General features: G+C 40.4%; 18 protein-coding genes. 9 read left to right on the top strand and 9 right to left on the bottom strand.

All coding sequences use genetic code 11. The annotated features are described in order from the left end of the window. From trpCF to trpA, 3 genes are read left to right on the top strand one after another with little or no spacing between them, the layout of a single operon-like run. Window positions 1–1,365, top strand: coding sequence for a bifunctional indole-3-glycerol-phosphate synthase TrpC/phosphoribosylanthranilate isomerase TrpF (trpCF, locus tag EAE90_RS15625; protein WP_214054238.1), 1,365 nt, complete (start codon window positions 1–3; stop codon window positions 1,363–1,365). A gap of 40 nt (window positions 1,366–1,405) precedes the next feature. Beyond that, window positions 1,406–2,596: a tryptophan synthase subunit beta gene (gene trpB, locus EAE90_RS15620; protein ID WP_214054237.1), complete on the top strand. Its 1,191-nt coding sequence runs from the start codon at window positions 1,406–1,408 to the stop codon at window positions 2,594–2,596. Next, window positions 2,596–3,402: a tryptophan synthase subunit alpha gene (gene trpA / locus EAE90_RS15615; RefSeq protein WP_214054236.1), complete on the top strand. Its 807-nt coding sequence runs from the start codon at window positions 2,596–2,598 to the stop codon at window positions 3,400–3,402. The genes trpB and trpA overlap by 1 nt, the downstream gene beginning before the upstream one ends. A gap of 36 nt (window positions 3,403–3,438) precedes the next feature. Here the strand turns inward: trpA and ompW are convergent, their stop codons facing one another. Further along, window positions 3,439–4,080: an outer membrane protein OmpW gene (ompW, locus tag EAE90_RS15610; RefSeq protein WP_036805710.1), complete on the bottom strand. Its 642-nt coding sequence runs from the start codon at window positions 4,078–4,080 to the stop codon at window positions 3,439–3,441. A 439-nt stretch (window positions 4,081–4,519) separates the two neighbouring features. On the opposite strand from ompW, the gene EAE90_RS15605 reads away from it, so the two are divergent. Continuing rightward, complete coding sequence (locus tag EAE90_RS15605) at window positions 4,520–5,290, top strand: YciC family protein (RefSeq protein WP_214054235.1); 771 nt, start codon at window positions 4,520–4,522, stop codon at window positions 5,288–5,290. 148 nt (window positions 5,291–5,438) lie between these two features. Here EAE90_RS15605 and EAE90_RS15600 read toward each other — a convergent pair whose 3' ends face one another. The 5 genes from EAE90_RS15600 to EAE90_RS15580 all read right to left on the bottom strand — a co-directional run bounded on the left by EAE90_RS15600 (window position 5,439) and on the right by EAE90_RS15580 (window position 10,089). Next, on the bottom strand, window positions 5,439–5,978 hold the full coding sequence (locus tag EAE90_RS15600) for an Ail/Lom family outer membrane beta-barrel protein (RefSeq protein ID WP_214054234.1): 540 nt from the start codon (window positions 5,976–5,978) through the stop codon (window positions 5,439–5,441). Window positions 5,979–6,559: 581 nt separating this feature from the next. Then, window positions 6,560–7,105, bottom strand: a complete 546-nt coding sequence (locus tag EAE90_RS15595; RefSeq protein ID WP_214054233.1) for an Ail/Lom family outer membrane beta-barrel protein — start codon at window positions 7,103–7,105, stop codon at window positions 6,560–6,562. 400 nt (window positions 7,106–7,505) lie between these two features. Continuing rightward, a complete protein-coding gene (locus EAE90_RS15590; protein WP_036777240.1) occupies window positions 7,506–7,907 on the bottom strand; it encodes an HVO_A0114 family putative DNA-binding protein in 402 nt (133 codons plus the stop codon). A gap of 4 nt (window positions 7,908–7,911) precedes the next feature. Then, window positions 7,912–8,277: a toxin-antitoxin system TumE family protein gene (locus EAE90_RS15585; protein WP_214054232.1), complete on the bottom strand. Its 366-nt coding sequence runs from the start codon at window positions 8,275–8,277 to the stop codon at window positions 7,912–7,914. 81 nt (window positions 8,278–8,358) lie between these two features. Beyond that, a complete protein-coding gene (locus tag EAE90_RS15580; protein ID WP_214054231.1) occupies window positions 8,359–10,089 on the bottom strand; it encodes a SulP family inorganic anion transporter in 1,731 nt (576 codons plus the stop codon). Between the two features lie 224 nt (window positions 10,090–10,313). Between EAE90_RS15580 and EAE90_RS15575 the strand changes: the two genes are divergently transcribed. Beyond that, window positions 10,314–10,850 (top strand): septation protein A, encoded by a 537-nt coding sequence (locus EAE90_RS15575; RefSeq protein WP_036777126.1) that lies wholly within the window; start codon window positions 10,314–10,316, stop codon window positions 10,848–10,850. Window positions 10,851–10,927: 77 nt separating this feature from the next. Beyond that, complete coding sequence (gene yciA, locus EAE90_RS15570) at window positions 10,928–11,359, top strand: acyl-CoA thioester hydrolase YciA (RefSeq protein WP_214054230.1); 432 nt, start codon at window positions 10,928–10,930, stop codon at window positions 11,357–11,359. 67 nt (window positions 11,360–11,426) lie between these two features. Here yciA and tonB read toward each other — a convergent pair whose 3' ends face one another. Both tonB and EAE90_RS15560 read right to left on the bottom strand, forming a co-directional pair. Continuing rightward, window positions 11,427–12,101 carry a TonB system transport protein TonB gene (tonB, locus tag EAE90_RS15565; RefSeq protein WP_214054229.1) on the bottom strand — a complete coding sequence of 225 codons (675 nt, stop codon included), beginning with the start codon at window positions 12,099–12,101 and terminating at the stop codon, window positions 11,427–11,429. 102 nt (window positions 12,102–12,203) lie between these two features. Then, on the bottom strand, window positions 12,204–12,386 hold the full coding sequence (locus EAE90_RS15560; RefSeq protein WP_214054228.1) for a YciY family protein: 183 nt from the start codon (window positions 12,384–12,386) through the stop codon (window positions 12,204–12,206). A gap of 247 nt (window positions 12,387–12,633) precedes the next feature. On the opposite strand from EAE90_RS15560, the gene cls reads away from it, so the two are divergent. Together cls and EAE90_RS15550 are read left to right on the top strand one after the other, a co-directional pair. Continuing rightward, on the top strand, window positions 12,634–14,094 hold the full coding sequence (cls, locus tag EAE90_RS15555) for a cardiolipin synthase (protein WP_214054227.1): 1,461 nt from the start codon (window positions 12,634–12,636) through the stop codon (window positions 14,092–14,094). 111 nt (window positions 14,095–14,205) lie between these two features. Continuing rightward, entirely contained in the window at window positions 14,206–14,535 is a 330-nt protein-coding gene (locus EAE90_RS15550; protein WP_214054249.1) for an HI1450 family dsDNA-mimic protein, read from the top strand. Window positions 14,536–14,629: 94 nt separating this feature from the next. Here the strand turns inward: EAE90_RS15550 and EAE90_RS15545 are convergent, their stop codons facing one another. Then, window positions 14,630–15,574, bottom strand: a complete 945-nt coding sequence (locus EAE90_RS15545; RefSeq protein ID WP_214054226.1) for an IS1595 family transposase — start codon at window positions 15,572–15,574, stop codon at window positions 14,630–14,632. Window positions 15,575–15,899: 325 nt separating this feature from the next. Between EAE90_RS15545 and EAE90_RS15540 the strand changes: the two genes are divergently transcribed. After that, window positions 15,900–16,049, top strand: a complete 150-nt coding sequence (locus EAE90_RS15540; RefSeq protein ID WP_214054225.1) for a hypothetical protein — start codon at window positions 15,900–15,902, stop codon at window positions 16,047–16,049. The last annotated feature ends 53 nt before the right edge of the window (window positions 16,050–16,102 follow it).

Here is a 16,102-nt window from a genome sequence, read left to right as displayed (position 1 = left end):
ATGCAAGCCACTATTTTACAGAAAATAGTTAATGATAAAGCCGAATACCTTATTAATCGCAAACAGCAACAACCATTGGAAAGTTTTATCGATGCCGTTGTTGCCAGCAATCGTCATTTTTATCAAGCGCTAAGCAGTCAACAGACGGTTTTTATTCTGGAATGCAAAAAAGCCTCTCCTTCTAAAGGCGTTATTCGTCAGGATTTTGATCCTGTTCAAATAGCGAAAATTTATCAGCCTTATGCTGCCGCCATCTCTGTATTAACTGATGAAAAATATTTTCAGGGTAGCTATGAATTTCTTCGTTTAGTCAGTGATGCCGTTCACCAGCCGGTATTGTGCAAAGATTTTATTATCGATCCTTATCAAATTTATCTTGCTCGTTATTATCAAGCCGATGCAATTTTACTAATGCTTTCTGTTCTCGATGATCAACAATATATTGCACTGTCTCAACTTGCGCATAGCCTGAATATGGGCGTACTGACGGAAATCAGCTCAGAGGAAGAGCGAGCCAGAGCGGTTGCGCTGAAAGCTAAAGTTATTGGCATCAATAACCGTGACTTGAGAGATCTTTCTATTGATTTAAACCGTACTAAACAACTTGCGCCACAATTACCGGAAGGAACAATTGTTATCAGCGAGTCGGGCATCCACCAGCATCAACAAATTCGTGATCTTAGTTATTATGCTAATGGCTTTCTCATTGGCAGTGCTTTAATGGCTCAATCCAATCTGGACTTAGCATTACGTCAACTGATTCTGGGTGAAAATAAAGTCTGTGGGTTAACTCGTCCACAAGATGCTAAAGCAGCATTACAGGCAGGTGCTGTTTATGGTGGTTTAATATTTGCTGAGCATTCACCGCGTAAGATTAATATCCAACAGGCCCAACAAATTATTAATGCAGCAAATCTCAAATATGTAGGGGTATTTCAAAATCAATCATCTGCATTCATCAGTCATATCGCCCGTATCCTTTCTCTGGCTGCGGTGCAATTACATGGCGCAGAAGGCGAAGTTTATATTGCTGAACTGCGAAAAACCCTGCCTGAAAATTGTCAAATCTGGAAAGCAGTTGATATGTCGAAAGATGACTTTCACGCCCAAGCCGGAAATATTGACCGTTATTTACTGGATAACGGCAAAGGTGGAACCGGCCAAAGTTTCGATTGGCAATTACTTGAAAAGCAATTACTCGCCAATGTCATGCTAGCCGGTGGGTTAAATGAAGAAAATTGCCAACAAGCAGCAAAATATGGCTGTTGCGGACTTGATTTTAACTCTGGCGTCGAAAACGCACCTGGCATTAAAAGCAGTCATAAACTAAATAAAGTGTTTCAGCTTCTACGCTGTTACCAGTAAGTAACAATTTTCCGATTCATATAAATGGACAAGTAGAACAATGAGTAAACTTAACCCTTATTTTGGCGATTTCGGCGGACAATTTGTACCACAGATCCTTATTCCAGCCCTTGAACAATTAGAAGCCGCATTTATTGCAGCTCAACAAGATCCCGAATTCCAGCAAGAATTTCAGGATCTACTGAAAAACTATGCCGGCAGACCAACAGCATTAACGTTATGTCGTAATCTGACGAAAGGCACCAAAACCCGCCTTTATCTGAAACGTGAAGATCTATTACACGGCGGCGCTCATAAAACCAATCAGGTACTTGGTCAGGCATTATTAGCGAAACGCATGGGTAAAAACGAAATTATTGCGGAAACCGGCGCTGGTCAACATGGTGTAGCAACCGCCCTCACCTGCGCACTTTTAAATATGAAATGCCGCATTTATATGGGCGCTAAAGATGTGGAGCGCCAATCCCCTAATGTTTTCCGTATGCGTCTGATGGGAGCCGAAGTGATTCCGGTTCACAGTGGTTCTGCTACTTTAAAAGATGCCTGCAATGAAGCATTACGTGATTGGTCTGGCAGCTACGATAAAGCCCACTACTTATTAGGGACTGCCGCTGGACCCCACCCGTATCCGACGATGGTTCGAGAGTTCCAGCGTATGATCGGCGAAGAAGCCAAATCCCAAATTCTGGCAAAAGAGGGACGCCTGCCCGATGCGGTGTTAGCTTGTGTCGGTGGAGGCTCCAATGCCATTGGCATGTTTGCTGAATTCATTCCTGAAACCTCGGTCCGCCTCATTGGTATTGAACCTGCCGGGCTCGGTATTGAAACCGGTAAGCATGGCGCTCCACTGAAACATGGCAAATTGGGCATCTATTTTGGTATGAAATCGCCAATGATGCAGACAGATGAAGGCCAGATTGAAGAATCTTATTCTATTTCCGCCGGTCTGGATTTCCCTTCCGTTGGCCCTCAACATGCCTATCTGAACAGTATTGGACGGGCTGATTATGTTTCCATCACCGATGATGAAGCATTAGCAGCATTCAAAACCCTTTCCCGTGAGGAAGGCATTATTCCAGCCCTCGAATCCTCTCATGCGCTGGCTTATGCTCTGAAAATGATCCATCAAGCTCCTGATAAAGAGCAATTACTGATCGTTAATCTATCCGGTCGCGGTGATAAAGACATATTTACTGTCCACGATATTTTAAAATCCAGAGGGGAAATCTAATGGAACGTTATGAGCAGCTATTTAAACAACTGGAAAGTCGTAAACAAGGTGCTTTTGTCCCCTTTGTCACCCTAGGCGATCCAAACCCGGAATTATCATTGGAAATTATTGATACTCTGATTGCAAGCGGTGCTGACGCTCTTGAGTTAAGTATTCCCTTTTCTGATCCGCTGGCTGACGGCCCAACTATTCAAAACGCTAATCTACGCGCCTTCTCCTCAAATGTGACCCCCACACTCTGTTTTGAGCTATTAACAAAAATTCGGGCAAAATATCCTGATATTCCTATTGGTTTATTAATGTATGCCAACCTGGTTTTTCATCATGGAATAGACGAATTCTATCGCCGTTGCAAAAATGCAGAGGTCGATTCGGTACTCGTTGCAGATGTTCCTATATCAGAATCACGGCCATTCCGTATCGCGGCCATGAAACATGGTATTGCCCCTATTTTTATTTGCCCACCCAACGCGGAAGATGAGCTATTGCGTGAAATTGCCTCTTATGGCCGCGGATATACCTATTTATTATCAAGAGCAGGAGTGACCGGTACAGAAAGACGAGGTGAAAAACCGTTAAATCATTTAGTCAATAAACTACGAGAATATCATGCGGCACCACCGTTACAGGGATTTGGGATTTCAGAACCTGAGCAGGTCAAAGAAACATTAACGAGTGGCGCAGCGGGAGCCATTTCCGGATCTGCCGTCGTTAAAATTATCGAAGAAAATCTTTCCCAGCCAGAAATAATGCTGAAAAAGCTGGCTGAATTTGTATCAAAAATGAAATCTGCCACTCAACTTTAATACAAAAAATGGGGCAAAATCTGCCCCATTTTTTTATTAAAAGTGATAACCAACCCCAAACATAAATACCCACGGATCTAGCCGGGTATCAATTTTATATTGCTGATCACCTGCTTTAAATTTCACATCCGTTTCAATGTTTACCCACCATACAGAGGCGTTCAACATCCAATTCTGATCTAACTCATAATCCAGACCAACCTGCCCCGCAACACCCCAGGAGTCCTTCAAGTCCAGACTATGCAAGTTATTATCTTTAACGGCCGAATTACCATTGAATTTTTCATTAAAGAAAGTGGTATAGTTCAGACCAACACCAACATAAGGGCGGAAACTACTTTCTTTAGAACCGAAATAGTACTGTGCCATTAATGTCGGCGGTAGATGTTTTACTTTAGCAATGTCACCAACACCCGGTAAACTTACCCGATGCTGGAAGGGTGTCCCTGCCAGTAATTCAAAACCAATATTATCAGTAATCATATAACTGAAGGTTAAACCCATCTGGGTATTATTATCCGCACTCAAAGAGCCCACCCCTAATACATTATCAGAACCCGTATTAGGTCTTACTGTTGCAGTACCTGTGCGGAAAATAAAATCACCTGCTTCATGCGCAAAAGCAAATGATGGTGCTAAAGTTGCCGCTGCTAATACAAATGCAGAAATTTTTTTCATTATTCATCCCATTACTGTGATTTAAAGTCAATTAAAATATACTCATATATTAGAATCTATGATCCAAGACAGATCACATCTTTCAAAGAATTTCAGTAAAACCGCATATTTATAATATTATTATTTCAATTAGGTATTATTTTAAATTGATCCAGATCAAAGTTTATTTATTATTAATCAGTTAGAAATCCTTTATTTATATACTCATTCCGATGTTTTATCTTTCCTTATCATTATATTTCCATTATGTTTTAATAAGGTTAATTTTATGTTTATTTTTATCTTAAGAATATAATGTGAAGAACTTTTTTCTACCATCAACAATCACTGTTAACCATCAATTTATCCGCATCATCTTGTTTCTACTATCCACGTTTCCCCATAACAAGGTACAATCATCCCCTATGCATTGTTGTTTAACCTGATAGGAGCTGTCTTCATGCCAATCACGGCGAATACCCTGTACCGTGACAGTTTTAACTTTTTCAAAAATCAACTGTTAAGTACCCTGACCCTAGCCGTTCTGGCGGCTCTAGTTACCACTTTATTGGGGCACCTGTTTATTCCTGACAGCGAACAGATGAAGTTGCTGACAGAAGCAGAATTCACGTTTGCCACTTCAGGCAAGGCCGGTATTCAGGAGCTGGTGTCTCAAATGACCCCAGAGCAACAGTCAATGATCATGCGGGCGGGAATCGGGACCATTTTCTCAAGTATGATTGGCAGCGTGCTGCTGGTCGGTGGTGTACTGACGCTAGTCGCGGCAGTTTCAGCGGGAAATCGTATTTCTTCATTACAGGCAATTGGTTTATCAGCAAGCCAATTACCGAAACTGTTCCTATTACTGCTTATCTGCACCCTGCTAATTCAATTGGGCTTGATGCTGATGCTAGTACCCGGCATTATTTTGTCGATCGCACTAGCTCTATCACCCGTTATTATGACTGCCGAGCGTTGCGGCGTTTTTGCTGCTATAAAAATAAGCTGGAAACTGGCATTTGCTAATATTCGTCTGCTGGTTCCGGCAATTCTTTTGTGGCTGACCGCAAGGCTGTTGCTGGTATTTATTATTGACCGCCTAACATTCATTCACAGTGAGATGGCAGGGATTATTCTTGGTGTGTTTAATAACCTCATCTCAGCCATTTTGCTGATTTACCTGTTCCGGTTGTATATGCTGGTTGCCTCTTCACAACAAAAATCAATATAAAACAAAACCCCATAGTGATAACACTATGGGGATAAACAGAATAAGCTGTTATATCTGGATTGATCTAAAATGCAAAAAAATTCCCTGTTTTTCAACAGGGAATTCTATAGAAAAGAGAGCTAATCAAATATTAATTAGCGAATTTAGATTAGAACCGATAACCTACGCCAACTACCCAAGTGCCTACTTTAGTTTCACCCAGTTTTGAATATTCATAGGATGTATCAATAGTCCAATTTGGCATAGGGTTAAACTGTAATCCGAGTCCGTAGCCAATAGATGTTTTACTATTACTTTCTGACTCTGAATGAACAAAATCAGAGACCTTAACCTTTCCACGTGCAGCACCAACCATACCGTATGCACTAACATAGTCATTAAAACGATATGTAGGACCCGCCATCAGAGAATAATAATCTATATCAGCTTTAGCTACTTTTCGGCCACCACTATAAAACTCGTAACCCAAATATGTATACGTAAACGAGCTGATAACACCCCAATTATTATCCAATTCGTAGCGATATTTTAAGTTGAGGCCCTTTGGATGATCATCAACCTTATCATCTCCAAACTTCATATGACTCTGAGCATAACCACCCGAAATTGTGTGTTCATCAGCATTTGCCGCAAATGCAAACACAGATAAACCTGCTGCCACCACTGAAGCTACCAATGTTCTTTTCATTAAAAAGCCCTAATTATTGTATAAAATATAGAAAAAACTTAATTGCGGGCCGTGATTATTTATCAAAAATCAATATAAAACAACTCAATTTTGTTTTTTGTTAAGTTTCTATTCAACAAGATCAAGTAATAACCACTTTCCATCCTGTAACAGAAGAATCTTTTCATCTTAATCGGATATTTTTTGTACTTATTAGCATTTCATCACTTCACTGCTGAGATAAAAGCAAAAAAATTCCCTGCCTTACAACAGGGAATTTTGTCTAGAATATAGTGATAACTAATAAAGGAATAATCTTCAGATTACATGGCTAAACATGGACTAACAATTTCAACTAAATAGACATATGGACACTAAACCAATAGTCAAAAACATATATCCGGTTTTAATAATCCCTGATGAAAATCCATACTCTCTATCTTCATTATTTCGACAGCCTTGATGAATAAACTATCTAATAAGCTAACAGAGAGGTTGGTGCTAACATTAATTTATTATCTTCAGTCACTTAATGAGATTACACAAATCGCAAAAGTTGGACTGAATTCCCTTTAAAGGAACGACTACACTAGAAAAACTATTTAGAATCGATAACCCGCACCAATTACCCAAGTGCCTACTTTGTAGTCACCTACTTTTGAATATTCATAAGATGCATCAATAACCCAATTTGGCATAGGGTTAAACTGCAATCCTAAACCATAAGCAGCAGAGGTCTTACTTTCTTTATATTCAAAGTTATAGCCATAGGCAGAAAATTCACTCTTGTCCTTTCCATGTGCAGCACCAACCAGACCGTATACACTCACGTACTCATTAAAGCGATATGTAGGACCCGCCATCAGAGAATAGTAATCTAAATCACCAGTACCAATCTTGCTACTACCATAATAGTAATCATAACCCTGATGTGTCATCGTGAATGAGCCAACAACACCCCAATTATTATCCAGCTCGTAACGATATTTCAGGTTAAAACCTTTTGGGTTTTCATCGAGCTTTTCACCATCATATTTCACATGACTCTGAGCATAGCCACCAGAAATCGTGTGTTCACCGGCGTTTGCTGCAAATGTGAATACAGATAAACCAACTGCCACTGCTGAGGCTATCAATGCCTTTTTCATTGGAACGTCCTAAATAGTTATTGTACAAGTAATAATGATTTGCTTTGTTAAAATATACTTATCGAAAAACAGAATGTAACGTGGTATTAAATACTTAATGCTTCAATCATATTGTTTTTTAACAAGAAATCTTAAAATAATACAGGTATTCAGGATCTGATATCTCAGTTAATAGAATAGCGACGGTCAATAATCATACGTTCGGGAATTAAGAACTATTTTCCTCAATTATAATTATCAATGTGATTATTTTATTTCTCACATTTATTTATTGATCTCAATAACGCGCTATTATAGCTGAATAATCGTTCAATCAGACCTCACAGTGATAAAACCATGAGGCTGAAAGTTATAAACAAGTTTACGTTGTATTCATTTACATGGTGTTAAATTTACTATTTCAAGCTGCTATATTTTTAGCCCCACAAGATGACATCACCCTTTCACTGATTTCCTGCTCAATTTTTATTTCAAAGTCAGTAAACAGCGCCTTTGGTTTTACACTTTTATTACTTTTTTCAAGCGTGACAAAACCATGTCGGCTAAGTGTCTTTAATGTGACTGACAAGTTGCTTGGTTTCCTTCCTGATAGATTAGCCAGCTCTGCGATTGTCTCTGGTTTGTGCTCATCGATAAGACGCAGAAGCGCAATATTATCACTGCTAAGTACTTGAGCAAGCGCAATCATGGAAGTAAACCAAATCTTAGGCTCATCAGGTTGAACAATATATTCACCCTTAATAATAGCCAATGTGCGCTTGCGTATAAGTTCTTCATTCATCACGCCAATGAGTGCTTTCATCGTATTACCCTCTTTTTTCGCGTTCAGCGATAATTTCATCAATTTTAGTAAAGAAATCCTCAATTAACTGATATGCAGAAGTAAATTCATACGGAACACCTTTATCTATGGAGTTTCTGTGAACATGGTCATACACCAATCGTCCTCGATACTGACTTCTCCTTGGTGAAATAATTGCGTGCGCATTATCCATGCCAAATACTCGCGTGTTGTATTTGTCATGTAGCGTTAAGTTATAACGAATACCATGTGGAATGAAATTCGTCGGCTTAACTGTCCATACCTCAATTTTCCACCAATAACCATCATCTCGATAAACTCTCTGACCATGCAACCCAAGCAAGACGTCCAAACCTGAATCAGATTGCATTACTAAAACCTCCTTGTTTATTATGATCTAATCATATGCTTTTATTCAACGAACTTCAAGTGAACAACCAACTGTAAATTATTATCTTTTAATGTAATTAGAGTACCATTCAGGCTTACTTTGGATCATTCGTACCGCAAAATAGAGATCAGGTACCACAATCAGATCGTCATCACTACTTTTCAGTTTATTCTGTCTTATCCAGCGAGTAAGTTCTGTCCGGCGCCCGGCAAGCACCAATGTGATATCTCTTACTTTCAATTCACTAATCAACTCATCAATCGCGGCAAATACGCTGACATCATCGTAGGTAAAACTCACAGCCGCATCGACAACCAACCAACCCGGACGTTTTTGCGTCTTGTTAAGTTTTTGAATCCTGTCAACATGCTGTAACACCCGCTTTTTAAAATAGCTGACATTGAAATAAGTCAATGGTGAATTAAACCGATACATCATCACACCATCTATTGGCTTAATATCATTGCCATGATTAATTGAATGAATCATTCCTTGGTCATTCACCCCTAAGAGCTGATCTGTCGGGCGGAATATAATCCGCAAAAACTGTAATAAACCAAGCAGAACGGCGAAACCAACACCATTAATCAAGCCAACCACCAGCACGGCAATTAATGTAAATAGTGATAAAGTAAATGCCTGATGATTTCTTTTCCTCAGTGACCAGATCCGCCGTAAGCCCAACAGTGACGATGCCGAATAAATCAGCACCACGCCAAGAGATGACAACGGGATATAAGCCAGGAAACTTGTCATAAATAACAAAACCAGCAAAATAATGGTCGCTGCGATAACAGAGACCAATTGCGTTTTCCCACCAATCGCATCATTAACCGCAGTACGACTACTAGCAGCACTAACAGCAAATCCTTGTGATAAAGCAGAAGCAATGTTCGCAATGCCTAAAGCTCTAAGTTCACAATCTGCATCAATCTGATAACCGTTTTTACTGGCAAAGCTACGGGCCGTCATCATAAAACTGACAAAACTGATAACAGCAAGGTTCAACGATGGGATAACTAGCTCACGCATAATGCCTGGCTGGAAATCGGGCATTGGCACAACAGGTAATCCCCCACCGCTGACACTACCAACAATCTGAATGCCATATTTCTCCAGACCAAATTGCCAGCTTACATACGTCGTTAATACCATTGCCAACAAAGGTCCCGGCCAAGTCGGACGCAAGAAACGCACAGCAAACAAAATCAACACCGTAGCAACAGACATTGCTAGCGTCGGTAAATGAGTACTCATTAGCTTAGCAGGCAATGCGATCACTCGTTCAATCAATCCCGCCGGAAAGCCAGCAAAACCAAAAACTTGAGCTAACTGATCCACAATGATTGTCAATGCAACACCGTTCATTAATCCTTTCAAAATCGGTTTGGAAAGAAAATCAGCAAACGCGCCTAATCGAAAGTGACTGGCGAGAACACACCATATTCCGGTCATTAAGGTCATTACAATCGTAAGCTGCCAGCGGACATCTTCATTATCAAACACCAATGGCGCGACAGCCGCGGCAATAACGGCACACGTTGCTGCATCTGGCCCGACAATCAATTGTCTTGAAGTACCAAATAATGCATAAGCAAACATGGGTAAAATGCATGCATAAAGACCGATAATTGCACTTATTCCCATCAATTCGGCGTAAGCAATAGCAACCGGTAGAGCAACCGCGGCGACAGAAAGCCCGGCTCTTAAATCATGACTAAACCATTCCTTGCGATAATGAGAAAAATTGCCCAACCCTGGCATCCAACGCTGTAGTTTTTTCCACTGCATCTGGTTTATGCCCTCTTATTTTTCAACGGGTTTTAGTTATAATGCTGCGTTATATGCCCACTGACAACCGGAAGTTAATTACGCCGCTCTTTATGATAGAATTATGCGAAACCGATCGATAAAAATCTTTTTTATTGAGAGATAAGACCATACTGTTGCTGCTAGTTCATTCAATGACTAAAGTCGGATGATCATTAAACGCCGGAATTACAATAGGTTCAAATATGAAACAACTTTTAGACTTTCTACCTTTAGTCGTCTTTTTTGTCGTATACAAAATGTATGATATTTTCTACGCTTCTGGAGCGTTGATCGCCGCCACCGGTTTAGCTGTCGCTATTACTTATTTCATCTATCGGAAAGTAGAGAAATCCTCTCTGATTACTTTTATCATGGTGGCTGTTTTCGGTACTCTAACTTTAGCTTTCCACAGTGATCTATTTATCAAATGGAAAGTGACAGTGATCTATGCATTATTCGCATTAGCCCTGCTAGGCAGCCAATGGTTTATGAAAAAACCTCTGATTCAGAAAATGCTAGGAAAAGAGTTAGTTTTACCCGATTTTGTTTGGAACAAACTCAATATGGCATGGGCTCTGTTTTTTACCGCCTGTGCACTGGCTAATATTTATGTCGCATTCTGGTTGCCACAAGATGTCTGGGTTAATTTTAAAGTATTTGGTCTGACTGCCCTGACTCTGGTTTTCACCGTGCTCAGTGTAGTATATATTTACCGTCACCTGCCACGCGAACAGAAGTAACCCCATTCAAATGGATACCTGCCTGCTATCGTCTGTAGGCAGGTATTGTTTTTTCATCAAATAAAGTAAAGTTTTCAATGACACAACAACAATTACCTAACGGAGAGTTAGTCCTCCGCACACTGGCTATGCCCGCTGATACCAACGCCAACGGAGATATTTTTGGTGGATGGTTAATGTCACAAATGGATATTGGTGGTGCAATTCTGGCAAAAGAAATTGCGGAAGGCCGTGTTGTCACTGTCAGAGTAGATGGTATTACTTTCCTCAAACCTGTCGCCGTTGGTGATGTCGTCTGCTGCTATGCACATTGTCTCAAAACCGGTAACAGTTCGATTACCATCAACATCGAAGTCTGGGTGAAGAAAGTCGCTTCTGAACCTGTCGGTCAACGCTATCGTGCAACCGAAGCAGTATTCACTTATGTTGCGGTTAATGAAGATAATACCTCTCGTCGATTGCCAGAAGGCAAAACCCACTTTCAACTCACCAGCAGCACTCGCGAATAAGGCCGATTATTAATGGAAAAAGGAGCGTGTTAATCAGGCTCCTTTTTTATTTGCATATCCCCGACAATCAGGATTGAGATATACCCGTAATTTTAAATTCGACGGTTGTGATATAACCAATCGCCGGTATTTTTTCAAAGCGCCATTTTCTCATGACTTTTTTCACCTCCCTTTCAAAAACATTGGGTGGATTAGCGCCAATGACTTCTATATTTTTTACCCGTCCATCTTCATCAATATCATATTTGACTTTTACATAGCCTTCGATACCCAATGCTGAAGCTCTGGATGGGTAGACAGGTAACGCTTTACTTAATGCCCTTGGCCCATTCTGCGGTTTAACCACCGGTTTATTCTGATTATTATCAGTACGGTTAGCCAACGCATTCTGATTAAACTGCGGTTTTTCCGGTTGTTCAGCTCTCTTTTCAATGGGTTCAGATTGCTTTTTAACAACCTTTTTCTTCACTTCCGGTTTCTTCACCTCTGGTTTTGGAATTACCGGTTCCGGAATAGGCTCCGGCTCCTCCGGCTCTGATTCAGGCTCAGGTGCTGCCGGCTCCGAAACAGGAGCTTCTTCAGCCGCTAACTGAATCATAGCGACAGACATAAATGCAATATCAGACTGCTTTTCCGGTATTGCAGAACAAAAAAGGGCAACAGCAACAGAAATGTGCAAACAAATTGATAACAGTATTGGCCAACGTATCCAGCGCATAAGGGAATTCTTGATTAGCAGCATAATAGTCAATCCTCGAATGACAGCTAGTTTAAATGCAAATAGCAATCATATTCAATAAAGATTGTAGGTGAGCGTGAATATAAGGCCAAAAATATTATTTTTTCAATGTATCCATTCGCCATGCTGAACAAACAATAAAGCTCGACGCTGTTTATAACCATTTAATTTACGTAGTGAATAAATACGTAAATTACGTCTTGATTGCCCTTCCAGCCAACGGCGCCGACGGTTAAGATTCTGGCGTAACATCCGCCACCGCCCTACTTCATTCCGACCACGTTTCATAAAGTCATACCTATAAAAACATCACGCTCATTATAAGCCTTTAAAAAAGATATCCAAGGCGTATCTGGATAGTACTTTTTATATCAATAATGCGAAATGACCAATATCAAGTATGATGCTTGCAGTATATTTGCCGATTTTTTGGTAAATTCATCGGGTTAATTAGATCGTTTATATCCCGTGTCTTGAGGAAACCGTGTCAAACGCCACCAAAGATGTTCGAACAAAACAGGATTGATTGCCGAATATGACAACCTTTTATTCCGTCCTAAGTTGGCTTGCTATTTTCTTTTATTGGCTGATTGTTGCCAGTATCACCTTACGCATACTGATAAAACGCCGGCCGGTCACTTCTGCTATGACCTGGCTGTTGATTATTTATATCCTTCCCTTAGTTGGAATCATTGCTTACCTGTCGTTTGGTGAGTTGCATTTGGGAAAACGCAGAGTTGAACAAGCAAAAGCCATGTGGCCTTCAACAACCATATGGCTTGAAGAACTGCGTAAATCTCGTCATATCTTCGCCACGGAAAATAGTGAAGTCGCGACGCCTTTATTCCAGCTTTGCGAACGACGGCAAGGGCTTGCAGGCGTTAAAGGTAACAAGATCCAACTACTGACAACCTATGACCATTCACTGAAAACCATTATCAAAGATATTGAGAATGCCAAACACAGCATTGATATGGTGTTTTATATCTGGCAATCCGGCGGCTTGGTTGAGCAAGTGACTGATGCTCTTATGGCCGCAGCACACCGAGGAGTCAGATGCCGTATTATGGTGGATTCAGCCGGTAGCTGGTTATATTGCCGTAGCCAATACCCGGATATCATGCGCCAAGCGGGAATTGAATTTGTTGAATCTTTGCCAGTCAACATATTCCGTCTATTTTTACGCCGAATGGATCTGCGCCAGCATCGTAAAATTATCTTGATAGACGATTATATTTCTTATGCCGGCAGCATGAATATGGTCGATCCGCGCTTCTTTAAACAAGATGCCGGCGTTGGGCAATGGATAGATATCATGGTGCGTATGGAAGGACCCGTCACCACGACGATGGGAGTTATTTACGCTTGTGACTGGGAAATGGAAACAGGTCAACGTATCTTTCCGCCATCACCAGATAACAATATTATGCCATTTGAACAGGCCAGTGGGCACACAACTCAGGTTATTGCATCCGGCCCCGGATTCCCTGAGGAATTGATTCAACAATCTTTAATGACGGCTATTTTCTCTGCCCGTAAGCAACTGATTTTAACTACCCCTTATTTTGTTCCCAGTGATGACCTGATACATGCTATTTGCACCGCAGCTTTACGAGGGGTTGAAGTCATTATTATCGTTCCACGCAGAAATAATTTCTTCTTAGTTCGTTGGGCAAGCCGCGCATTTTTTGCTGAACTGTTAAATGCCGGTGTTAAGATTTACCAGTTTGAAGATGGCTTACTACATACCAAAAGCGTTTTAGTTGATGGTCAACTCAGCATGGTGGGTTCAGTGAATCTCGATATGCGGAGCCTGTGGCTAAATTTTGAAATTACCGTAGTAATCGATGATGAAAACTTTGGTAATGATCTGACTCTGGTGCAATACGATTATATCGCCCATTCTACATTGCTGGAAACCAAGGAGTGGGAACAGCGCCCTTTGTGGCATCGTATAATTGAACGTATTTGTTACTTTTTTAGCCCACTACTGTGACCAACACCCTCGTCTTGTAAAGACGGGGGTACCAATCAACGCTGCAACATGTTTTAATTCTTCATCATGACCTACAAATAAATCAATATGGACAACAGATCCTCACAAACTATGGATTTAGACCTCAATAACCGAATGACAGAAGATGAAACCCTTGAGAAAGCCTATGACATCTTTCTTGAACTGGCTTCATCTAACCTCGATCCCGCGGATATTCTACTGTTTAGTTTACAATTCGAAGTACGTGGCGGCGCAGAATTACTGCCCCCTTCTGATGAGTGGCTTGGACTCGTGGATTTTTATCCGAATCCTGATTTTTTTGCCGAAGTGATTATCGGGCTAGCAGAATCTGAAGACGCTGAGATCAACGATGTTTTTGCCCGTATCCTCATTTGCCGGGAAAAATCTCACCCGATTTACCATATTTTGTGGAAAGAGTAAAAAATCAAAGTTAGTCACTCTCTATCAAGTTACCCCCTGTTGCCAATACAGAATATCATTACGGGACAAATCTTATTAGCAAAAAACTTCCTGATTACCATCGAATCTCAGCTAGCTTGAGTAAATACTCAGGTATAGGTGCTGTCCGGATACATGAATAAATAAGCTGTTCGAATGTTTTTTTAAGGTTAAAGCGCCAATTGAACTTGAAACAGAATTCGGCAAGATAACGAGGTAAATACTTTTTGCTAATCGAATGATATGTTCCGCGTATCGAATTTTTTACATTACTTATCATTGTGTTAACCCACTGAAAATAAGGAAGCTTAACACTCTGCGCTCCACCGCCAGTAACGAGGGGCAAATGGAAAGTCCCGGCTTGCTCAATCCCCCGAAAGCAAGCTAATCCATCTGAAATAACAAGAGATTCTGGTTTGAGATGCACTTTAGCCCAACGGGTCAGTTCCCCGGTCTTAAACCCTTTCACAACGCTGAAACGCATGAACATAGGGTGGCCCTTTTCATTCATTGAAACTGCCGCAACGAAAGGGCATTTCCCTTTTGCCCCTCGCCCTCGGGGGCCATGCTGAGCCCCTCCCCAGTATGCGTCGTCAAGCTGAATAAACCCGCCGAGAGGCTTTTCGTCATCCCGTTCTTTCATTGCTTTCATGAGCTTGTGTTTCAGACGCCATGCCACGTTGTAGGAAATGCCCAGTTGACGTGACAATTCAAGTGCAGAAATCCCATTTTTCTCCTGAGTCATGAGATAAATCGCCAAAAACCACACAGTTAAAGGTAATTTTGACGCAGAAAACAATGTGCCGGCTGTCAAAGATGTCTGATGATGGCATTGATTGCACTGATAAAGGAGACGAGATTTTAACTGGCAATACTTATCATGCCCACAATGAGGGCAGTGATACCCCGTAGGCCAGCGCATATCGAACACCTGTTTCTGGCATTGTTCTTCATGACCATATAATGAAATAAACTCATGAATAGAAATGCCTTTTTGGAATTGAATCTGATTTTTAGCCATTTTCATTTACCTCCACACAGACTTATTTTAAGTATACGCCTATGGGAGCTGAATTTAAGTGATAATCAGGAAAAACTTTCTACATTGTTCTTCAAAAGAATAAATATTAGCGAATAAAATGATAATATGAAAAATAATAAAAATGGTTATTATATTATTGTTAATTTTTAGAAATAAATTCATATTTTCGACGTGCATCACAAAAAATAATAATTATTGTTGATGCGTTAAAAAATAATATTTATATTTTCAACCGCAGTAACAATTAATAATCAATCAATCATAATGTATAACATTTAACCCACAAATAAATTAAGGAGTTGCTATGCAAGATTTCGAAAGTAAAGAATTTCGTTCTTATACGCCAAACTTGGCACAAGAAATTGATATGGATGTACAAGTTTCCTTCGAAAATATTCAACTTGCTGAAATTGAAATCGAGAATGATTTGTTACTAGCCGTCCATCGTTGTTAATAAATTAACTAAAAAATATGGTCATATCTAAAAATATGGCCATTTATCCATTT

It is taken from the genome of Photorhabdus caribbeanensis, assembly GCF_018448885.1.
GTDB lineage: Bacteria > Pseudomonadota > Gammaproteobacteria > Enterobacterales > Enterobacteriaceae > Photorhabdus > Photorhabdus caribbeanensis.
The sequence above is the reverse complement of the archived record's forward strand: the minus strand, read 5'-3'. Positions and strand labels throughout refer to the sequence as shown.

Excerpts from the sequence above, each read along its gene's own strand:
- EAE90_RS15545 (WP_214054226.1), bottom strand. The coding sequence starts at position 15,574 with ATGGCTAAAAATCAGATTCAATTCCAAAAAGGCATTTCTATTCATGAG.
- yciA (WP_214054230.1), top strand. The coding sequence starts at position 10,928 with ATGACACAACAACAATTACCTAACGGAGAGTTAGTCCTCCGCACACTG.
- tonB (WP_214054229.1), bottom strand. The coding sequence starts at position 12,101 with ATGCTGCTAATCAAGAATTCCCTTATGCGCTGGATACGTTGGCCAATA.
- EAE90_RS15550 (WP_214054249.1), top strand. The coding sequence starts at position 14,206 with ATGGATTTAGACCTCAATAACCGAATGACAGAAGATGAAACCCTTGAG.
- EAE90_RS15560 (WP_214054228.1), bottom strand. The coding sequence starts at position 12,386 with ATGAAACGTGGTCGGAATGAAGTAGGGCGGTGGCGGATGTTACGCCAG.
- EAE90_RS15605 (WP_214054235.1), top strand. The coding sequence starts at position 4,520 with ATGCCAATCACGGCGAATACCCTGTACCGTGACAGTTTTAACTTTTTC.
- EAE90_RS15575 (WP_036777126.1), top strand. The coding sequence starts at position 10,314 with ATGAAACAACTTTTAGACTTTCTACCTTTAGTCGTCTTTTTTGTCGTA.
- trpCF (WP_214054238.1), top strand. The coding sequence starts at position 1 with ATGCAAGCCACTATTTTACAGAAAATAGTTAATGATAAAGCCGAATAC.
- trpB (WP_214054237.1), top strand. The coding sequence starts at position 1,406 with ATGAGTAAACTTAACCCTTATTTTGGCGATTTCGGCGGACAATTTGTA.
- cls (WP_214054227.1), top strand. The coding sequence starts at position 12,634 with ATGACAACCTTTTATTCCGTCCTAAGTTGGCTTGCTATTTTCTTTTAT.
- ompW (WP_036805710.1), bottom strand. The coding sequence starts at position 4,080 with ATGAAAAAAATTTCTGCATTTGTATTAGCAGCGGCAACTTTAGCACCA.
- EAE90_RS15540 (WP_214054225.1), top strand. The coding sequence starts at position 15,900 with ATGCAAGATTTCGAAAGTAAAGAATTTCGTTCTTATACGCCAAACTTG.
- EAE90_RS15600 (WP_214054234.1), bottom strand. The coding sequence starts at position 5,978 with ATGAAAAGAACATTGGTAGCTTCAGTGGTGGCAGCAGGTTTATCTGTG.
- trpA (WP_214054236.1), top strand. The coding sequence starts at position 2,596 with ATGGAACGTTATGAGCAGCTATTTAAACAACTGGAAAGTCGTAAACAA.
- EAE90_RS15580 (WP_214054231.1), bottom strand. The coding sequence starts at position 10,089 with ATGCAGTGGAAAAAACTACAGCGTTGGATGCCAGGGTTGGGCAATTTT.
- EAE90_RS15595 (WP_214054233.1), bottom strand. The coding sequence starts at position 7,105 with ATGAAAAAGGCATTGATAGCCTCAGCAGTGGCAGTTGGTTTATCTGTA.
- EAE90_RS15590 (WP_036777240.1), bottom strand. The coding sequence starts at position 7,907 with ATGAAAGCACTCATTGGCGTGATGAATGAAGAACTTATACGCAAGCGC.
- EAE90_RS15585 (WP_214054232.1), bottom strand. The coding sequence starts at position 8,277 with ATGCAATCTGATTCAGGTTTGGACGTCTTGCTTGGGTTGCATGGTCAG.